The sequence below is a fragment of the Microbacterium sp. ISL-103 genome, from assembly GCF_018613995.1.
In the GTDB taxonomy this organism is placed as follows: Bacteria; Actinomycetota; Actinomycetes; order Actinomycetales; family Microbacteriaceae; genus Microbacterium.
Genome location: NZ_JAGGPD010000187.1, coordinates 1 through 6,527, shown reverse-complemented (window position 1 = coordinate 6,527; position 6,527 = coordinate 1). Strand labels below are relative to the sequence as shown.

The following is a 6,527-nucleotide window of genomic DNA, read 5'->3' as shown; positions in this document are numbered from 1 at the left end:
ACCCGGGTGGGATCATGACCGAGCTGCAGCGTCACGTTCCCCGCGAGGAACTGCTCTCGCGGGGATGGATCGATGCCGACGGCACTCCGAACCCGAGGTTCAAGACCCCTGCCGAAGGCGCCTCGACCGGCCTCTGGGCGGCGACCGCCGTCGAGTTGGTTCCGCGCAGCGGCGCGTACTGCGAGGACTGCTCGATCAAGGGCATCGTGCCCCCGGACCACAGCGACATGACGACCGGCGGTGTGAAGGAATGGGCCATCGACCCCGAAGCCGCGGAGCGACTCTGGGCGCTGTCGATCGCAGCGACGGGTATCGACGCGTTCGCCTGAGCCCGCGCCGCTGGCAGGACACGGTCAGTCGAGGCCGAGACGCAGGATGCGGTCGTCTCCGTCTCGCGGACCCCCGCGCCCGTCGGTGTTGTTCGTGAGGAACCAGAACGTCCCGCCGGCTCCGATCACGATGTCGCGGATCCTGCCGAACTCGCCGACGAACTGCTCGGTGCTCGAGGTGAGATCGTCGAGCGGCACGGTGCGCAGTCGCTCCCCGCGCAGATTCGCGATCACGATGTCCGATCCGGTCACCGCGATGCCGCTCGGGCTGGCCACATCCGGGCGCCACTGCTGCACGGGGTCGATGTAGCCGGCGTCGTCGGCGATGCCTTCGACGTCGGGCCAGCCGTAGTTGCCGCCCGCTTCGATGACGTTGAGCTCGTCCCAGGTGTCCTGACCGAACTCGCTCGCATACATCCGGCCGTCGGCATCCCAGGCGATCCCCTGCGGATTGCGGTGCCCGTAGCTGTAGACGGGTGAGCCCGCGAAGGGGTTGTCGTCGGGGACGTCCCCCTCGGGGGTGAGGCGCAGGATCTTGCCCGACAGCGCATCCACATCCTGAGCACTGTCGCGATCGCCCGCGTCTCCCGTCGTGACGTAGAGCATGCCGTCAGGACCGAACGCGATGCGTCCGCCGTTGTGGTTGCCGGCCGCGGGGATGCCGTCGATCACCCTCGTCGGCTCGCCGAGCGACAGCGCACCCGCTGTTCCTCTGATGTCCCGTCGCTCGACCCGGTTCTCGCCTCGCGCCGTGAAGTACGTGTAGAGCTCGCCGTCGTTCACCGCGAGCCCGAGCAGACCGCCCTCGCCACCCGGCGCGACACCGTCGATGACTCCGACCTCGTGCACCTCGCCGTCTTCGGTGACCTCGAGCACGCGCGCGCTGTCGCGCTCGCTCACCAGGGCCACGTCGTCGTGGAACGCGATCGACCAGGGCGCGTCGAGGTCTTCGACGAGCGACTCGGGCGCCGGGAGTGACACCGATGTCGGATCGGCAGTGCACGAGGCGAGCACGAGAACGGCGAGGACGGATGTTGCGGCTGCGGCGATCGAGGAGCCGAGGGTGCGTTTCGCAGGCATGCCTCCATCCAACGCGGTCTCGGCTCGGAGCGACAGTCAGGATCGGAGATCCGGGTCGCCCACCCCGGAGGGCGACCCGCGCTCGCTACGCTGAGCGCATGACCGAGGCGAGCACCTCCACATCGCGTCCCGCCCTCGCCGTCATCCGGCGGATCCCGGCGACCCTCACGATGATCGCCCTGATCCTCGTCGTCGGAGTGGTGTGGCAGGGGCTGTGGCACCCGTTCGAGACGACCGACCTGTATGCGGACGTCGCCTACGGCCTGCCGAACTTCCTCGACGCGAAATGGTGGACGCCGCTCACCGGCACCTTCTTCGTCAACAGCCCCTGGGTGTACGTGTTCACGATCTCGGGGTTCTGGGGCATGGCGTATCTCGAGTTCCGCCGGGGAAGCCGAGTCGCCCTCGCCTACTACTGGATCGGACAGCTCTTCGCGATGTTCGCGGCGGCACTGCTGCTCGCTCTCGCGTCGCAGCTGCCGTGGGCGTGGGCGCAGGCTGAGGCTCAGGCACTCGACGTCGGCGCCTCGGGCGGCACGATGGCCTGCATCGCCGCGGCCGTGGGACTATTCCGGCCACCGTGGCGGGTGCGGGGATGGCTCGTGCTGCTCGGATTCGTCTTCATCGCGATGCTGTTCTGGGGCGCGCTCGCCGACCTCGAGCACCTGCTCGCGGTGCTGTTGATCCTGGTCGTCGACCGCACCCTGCGCGTGCAGCGGACCACCGTGCGCGAACAGCGCCTGATCGCCGTGATCTCGCTGCTCGTGCTCGGCGCTGTCGAGATCATCACGACCCTCGTCGCCACCGACGGCCCGTTCGGTCCGACGACACCCGCATCGGGCGGCTTCTTCGGCTTGGCTTTCGACATCGTCGTCATCGTCGTTCTCGTGAGCGGCCTTCGGCGCGGTCGTCGCTGGTCGTGGGTGCTCGTGATGCTGCTCGGACTCTTCAACATCCTGATCGCGACACTCGTGCTGACACTCATCACGGTCTTCTCGCAAGCACAGGTCGACTTCCGCTGGGACGGCGAGACCGAGCTCGACCTCGCCAACGGCTTCCTCTGGCTGATCCTGCTCGTCTACCTGGTCGCGGTGCGGCGGGCGTTCCGCGCGAAGCGGCGCTCTCTGCTCGGCGTCCAGCCGGCCCCCTCGATCGACGATGTGAAGACCGAGCTGCGCGCGCACGGCGGTGGCACCCTGTCGTGGATGACGACGTGGGAGGGCAACAGCTATGCGCGCAGCGACGCGGGGATCGTGGCGTATCAGCGGCGGGCCGGCGTCGCTCTGGCGCTCGCGGATCCGATCGGCCCTGCGGATGCTCGCGCAGACGCCGTCACGGACTTCATCCGCACCGCCGAGAACGCGGGGCTCGTACCGTGCTTCTTCAGCGCCGACGACGCGACCCGCCGGGCCGTGCCGTCGACGTGGCGCAGCATCGTCGTCGCGGACGACACGATCGTCGACCTGCCGGGGCTCGAGTTCACGGGCAAACGGTGGAACTCGGTGCGGACCTCACTCAACAGGGCGGGCCGCGACGAGATGACCTTCCGCATGACACAGCTGAAGGCGGAGCCGTGGGGCGTGCAGCAGCAGCTGCGGGCGATCTCGGAGGCCTGGGTCGGCGACAAGGACCTTCCCGAGATGCGCTTCACGCTCGGCACACTCGACGAGGCGGAAGATCCGGAGGTGCGGCTCGCCCTCGCACTCGCTCCGAACGGCGACGTCGACGGCTTCCTGTCGTGGTTGCCCGTCTATGGGGAGGGCGGCACCGTGCGGGGATGGACGCTGGATCTGATGCGGCGACGGGAGGGCGGTTTCGCGCCGGTGATGGAGTATCTGATCGGATCGTCTGCGAAGCAGTTCTCGGAGGAGGGCGCCCAGATCATGTCACTCTCGGGAGCGCCCCTCGCGCATGACTACCCGCCGGATGCCGGCATGATCGCCGCTCTGAGCGACCGCCTCGCCGACGCTCTCGAACCCGTCTACGGGTTCGGATCGCTGCACAGGTTCAAGCAGAAGTTCCATCCCCGCTACGAGACCATGTACCTGCTGTTCCGCGATGAGGCCGACCTCGCCCCCATCGGCACGGCGCTCACCCGGGCTTTCCTGCCGGATGCGACGCTGCGGCAGTTCGCCGGCGCGGGCCTCGAACTCGTGCGCGGCAGCAAGGACTGACGCGGCGCGTCAGCCGTCGCGCGGGGGTTTGCGCAGCTTCTTGACATCCGTGCGCTGCTTCTTCGCGGTCAGCCGGCGCTCTTTCGAGCCCCTGCTCGGCTTCGTCGCCCGACGCTGAGGCGGCGGCGGACGCAGAGCGTCGGCGACGAGTGCCACGAGCCGCTCGCGCGCGGCGTCGCGGTTTCGCAGCTGCGCGCGATGCTCTGAGGCGGCGATCGTCAGCACGCCGTTCACGAGACGGCCGTTCAGCCGGTCGAGCACGCGGTCGCGCTGGTGGGGTGTCAGGGCGGTGCTGCTCGCGGCATCCCACACCAGCTCGACGCGGGAGTCCGCCGTGTTCACGCCCTGCCCACCGGGCCCCGACGAGCGCGAGAAGCGCCACGACAGCTCGGCCTCGGGGATCGTCAGACCCGACGAGACCCGGAGGCCGGGGCGATGGGGCGTGGGCATGCCTCCATCATCCCCGACCGGACGGTCAGTTGTCGGCGCGTGCGAGCTCGGTCGGCACGACAGCATCCTCGTCGATGGGCCCGCGCTTCGCGGTGTTCGCGATGTGCGCGCGGCCGACCACGACCGCGGCGACGACCATGATGGCCGCACCCAGCCAGTAGGGAGCCGCGTGGCTGACCAGGACGTAGAGGGCGCCGGCGATCAGCGGTGCGACGGTGTTCATCGCTGCGGCGAGCGACTGGGTCGCCCCGCCGAGCCAGCCCTGCTCGTCGTCGCCGACCGCGTTCGACATGGCTCCGTCGAGCGCCGCCTGCGAGGCGCCCTGGCCGGCTGCAAGCAGGAGCGCACCGACGATGAACACCCATGGCTGCGCGAAGATCGAGGCGACGACTGCGAGGCCGATCAGACCGATCGTCTGCGCGACGATGCCGCTCACGATCACGCCGCGTTCTCCGATACGCGGCAGCAGGATGCCGAGCAGCACACCCTGGATCACGATGTCGATGATGCCGACCGCGGCGGTGAGAAGGCCGATCTGGGTGGGACCCCACTGGATCGAGTCGAGGGCGAGGACGCTGAAGTTGTTGACGAAGAAGCCGAACGGCAGCGCCAGCAGACCGAAGCCGATCATGAGTCCCCGGAGCTCCTTGCGGCTGAAGGCGTCCTTGAAGACGGCGAACGGCTGCAGATCGCGCACGGCGATGCGCGGGATGCGGTTCTCGGGCTTCAGACTCTCGGGAAGCAGGAAGATGCTGAGGATCGCGATGACGAGCCCGACTGCCGCGGTGAGGAAGACGGGGAGCTGCAGGCTCACCGCGGCGAGGAGGCCGCCGATGGCCGGGCCGATCATCATGCCGATGCCCGACAGGGCACCGAGCAGGCCGAACCGCTGAGCGCGCTTCTCGGGAGGGGTGATGTCGGCGAGATAGGCGAAGAGGGCGGGCATATCTCCCGCCGTGAGGCCCTGGATGACGCGGGCGAGGACGAGCACCCAGATCGCTCCGCCGATGCCGAACAGGGTCATCGCGAATGCCGCGCCGAACGCCGCACCGATGATGACCGGTCGACGGCCGAAGCGGTCGGAGAGACGACCGAGGAAGGGGGCGACCAGGAAGGCGCACAGGCCGTTGATCGCTTCGAGCACGCCGACCCAGATCGCGAGATCGCCTTCGTGCGACACGTAGTGCAGCACGACGAAGGGCAGGACGGGGAGGACGACGGTCATGCCGATGACGGTGAGCATCGTCAGCACGATGAGCATGATCCAGGCGCGCTTTTCGCTGCGCGCGGGCGGGTTCGTTAGTGAAGTCACTCCGAAACTGTATCAATACCAGTTTTGTTGTCAAGCCAGTTTCGGATCGAGTTCGCGATACCCTGGGTTCATGACGAAGACCGAGCCTCTCGGCCGCCGCGAGCGCAAGAAGGCAGCCACCCGCAAGAACATCTCCGATGTCGCGACGATGATGTTCCTCGAGCGCGGCTTCGACAACGTCAGCATCCGCGAGGTCGCGGATGCGGCAGACGTCTCGCCCACGACCGTGTTCGCGCACTTCCCGCAGAAGGAGGCGCTCGTCTTCGACGAGGATGACGAGCAGCGCGATCGCCTCGTCTCAGCGGTCCGCGACCGCGCCGAGGGCGTCACGATCAACCAGGCGATCCGCGACTTCTACACGGCCGAGGTCGGCGCCAACATCGACGAGCACGGCAACGACGTGACGCGGATCTTCCTCGCGTTCCTCAACGAGACGCCGGCATTGAGCGAGTACGCCGCGAAGATGTGGCTGCGGCACGAGGATGCTCTGGCGGACGCGATCGCCGATGAGCTCGGACTCCCCGACCCGACAGCCGAGATCCGCGTCTATTCGCGTTTCGTGCTGCAGATGCAGCTGCTCGTCAACGAGCACGAGGACCAGCTCGGCATCCTCGATGCGGGGTTCTCGGTTCTCGAGAGCGGGTGGGCGCCCGTCGAGGCGCGGATCACCGCGAGCGACGACCGGTAGAGCGCGATGCACGGCCGAGTCAGGGTGACCGTGCCACCCTGCGGGCGCACCCGTTTCTGAACGAGTGCGTCGAGGCTTCGATCGGCGATGCCAGGATGGTCGCATGGCATTCGGGATGACCCGTGACGTGCTGCGCCCCACGAATTCCCGGCGTGCGGATCGAGTGACGTATGTCGAGCTGTTCTTCGACCTCGTGTTCGTCCTCGCGTTGACTCAGCTGTCGGCCTACCTCTACGAGAACCAGACCCCTCTCGGCACCTTCGAAGGGGTCATCATGGTGTGCGCGTTGTGGTGGGCATGGGTGTCGACCACCTGGGTGACCAATTGGCTCGACCCGGTCGCGCTTCCCGTGCGGGGGGCGGTGATCACACTGGCCTTCGTGGCGCTCGTGATGAGCGTCTCGATCGCTGAGGCCTTCGGCGAGCGTGCGTGGGCGTTCGCGATCGCCTACGTCGTCCTGCAGGTCGGGCGAACGGCTTTCATCGTGTGGGCGC

At 68.1% G+C, this 6,527-nt stretch carries 6 protein-coding genes and 1 pseudogene; 4 read left to right on the top strand and 3 right to left on the bottom strand.

Annotated elements, in window-relative coordinates:
- A pseudogene (locus J7E68_RS07765) lies at nucleotides 1-329 on the top strand (oxidoreductase); the annotation flags it as partial.
- Between the two features lie 24 nt (nucleotides 330-353).
- Here J7E68_RS07765 and J7E68_RS07760 read toward each other — a convergent pair.
- Nucleotides 354-1,409 (bottom strand): sorbosone dehydrogenase family protein, encoded by a 1,056-nt coding sequence (locus tag J7E68_RS07760; RefSeq protein ID WP_215171433.1) that lies wholly within the window; start codon nucleotides 1,407-1,409, stop codon nucleotides 354-356.
- A 98-nt stretch (nucleotides 1,410-1,507) separates the two neighbouring features.
- Between J7E68_RS07760 and J7E68_RS07755 the strand changes: the two genes are divergently transcribed.
- A complete protein-coding gene (locus J7E68_RS07755) occupies nucleotides 1,508-3,583 on the top strand; it encodes a bifunctional lysylphosphatidylglycerol flippase/synthetase MprF (RefSeq protein ID WP_215171431.1) in 2,076 nt (691 codons plus the stop codon).
- 9 nt (nucleotides 3,584-3,592) lie between these two features.
- On the opposite strand, the gene arfB is transcribed toward J7E68_RS07755, so the two are convergent.
- Nucleotides 3,593-4,033 carry an alternative ribosome rescue aminoacyl-tRNA hydrolase ArfB gene (arfB, locus tag J7E68_RS07750; protein WP_215171429.1) on the bottom strand — a complete coding sequence of 147 codons (441 nt, stop codon included), beginning with the start codon at nucleotides 4,031-4,033 and terminating at the stop codon, nucleotides 3,593-3,595.
- A gap of 25 nt (nucleotides 4,034-4,058) precedes the next feature.
- Nucleotides 4,059-5,345, bottom strand: coding sequence for an MFS transporter (locus J7E68_RS07745; RefSeq protein ID WP_311416649.1), 1,287 nt, complete (start codon nucleotides 5,343-5,345; stop codon nucleotides 4,059-4,061).
- A 70-nt stretch (nucleotides 5,346-5,415) separates the two neighbouring features.
- Here J7E68_RS07745 and J7E68_RS07740 point away from each other — a divergent pair, with 70 nt between their 5' ends.
- The gene (locus J7E68_RS07740) at nucleotides 5,416-6,033 is read left to right on the top strand and encodes a TetR/AcrR family transcriptional regulator (RefSeq protein ID WP_215171427.1); all 618 of its coding nucleotides are present in this window, start codon (nucleotides 5,416-5,418) and stop codon (nucleotides 6,031-6,033) included.
- 103 nt (nucleotides 6,034-6,136) lie between these two features.
- Nucleotides 6,137-6,527, top strand: a 391-nt coding sequence (locus J7E68_RS07735) for a low temperature requirement protein A (RefSeq protein ID WP_215171425.1), incomplete at its 3' end; no start/stop codon positions are given.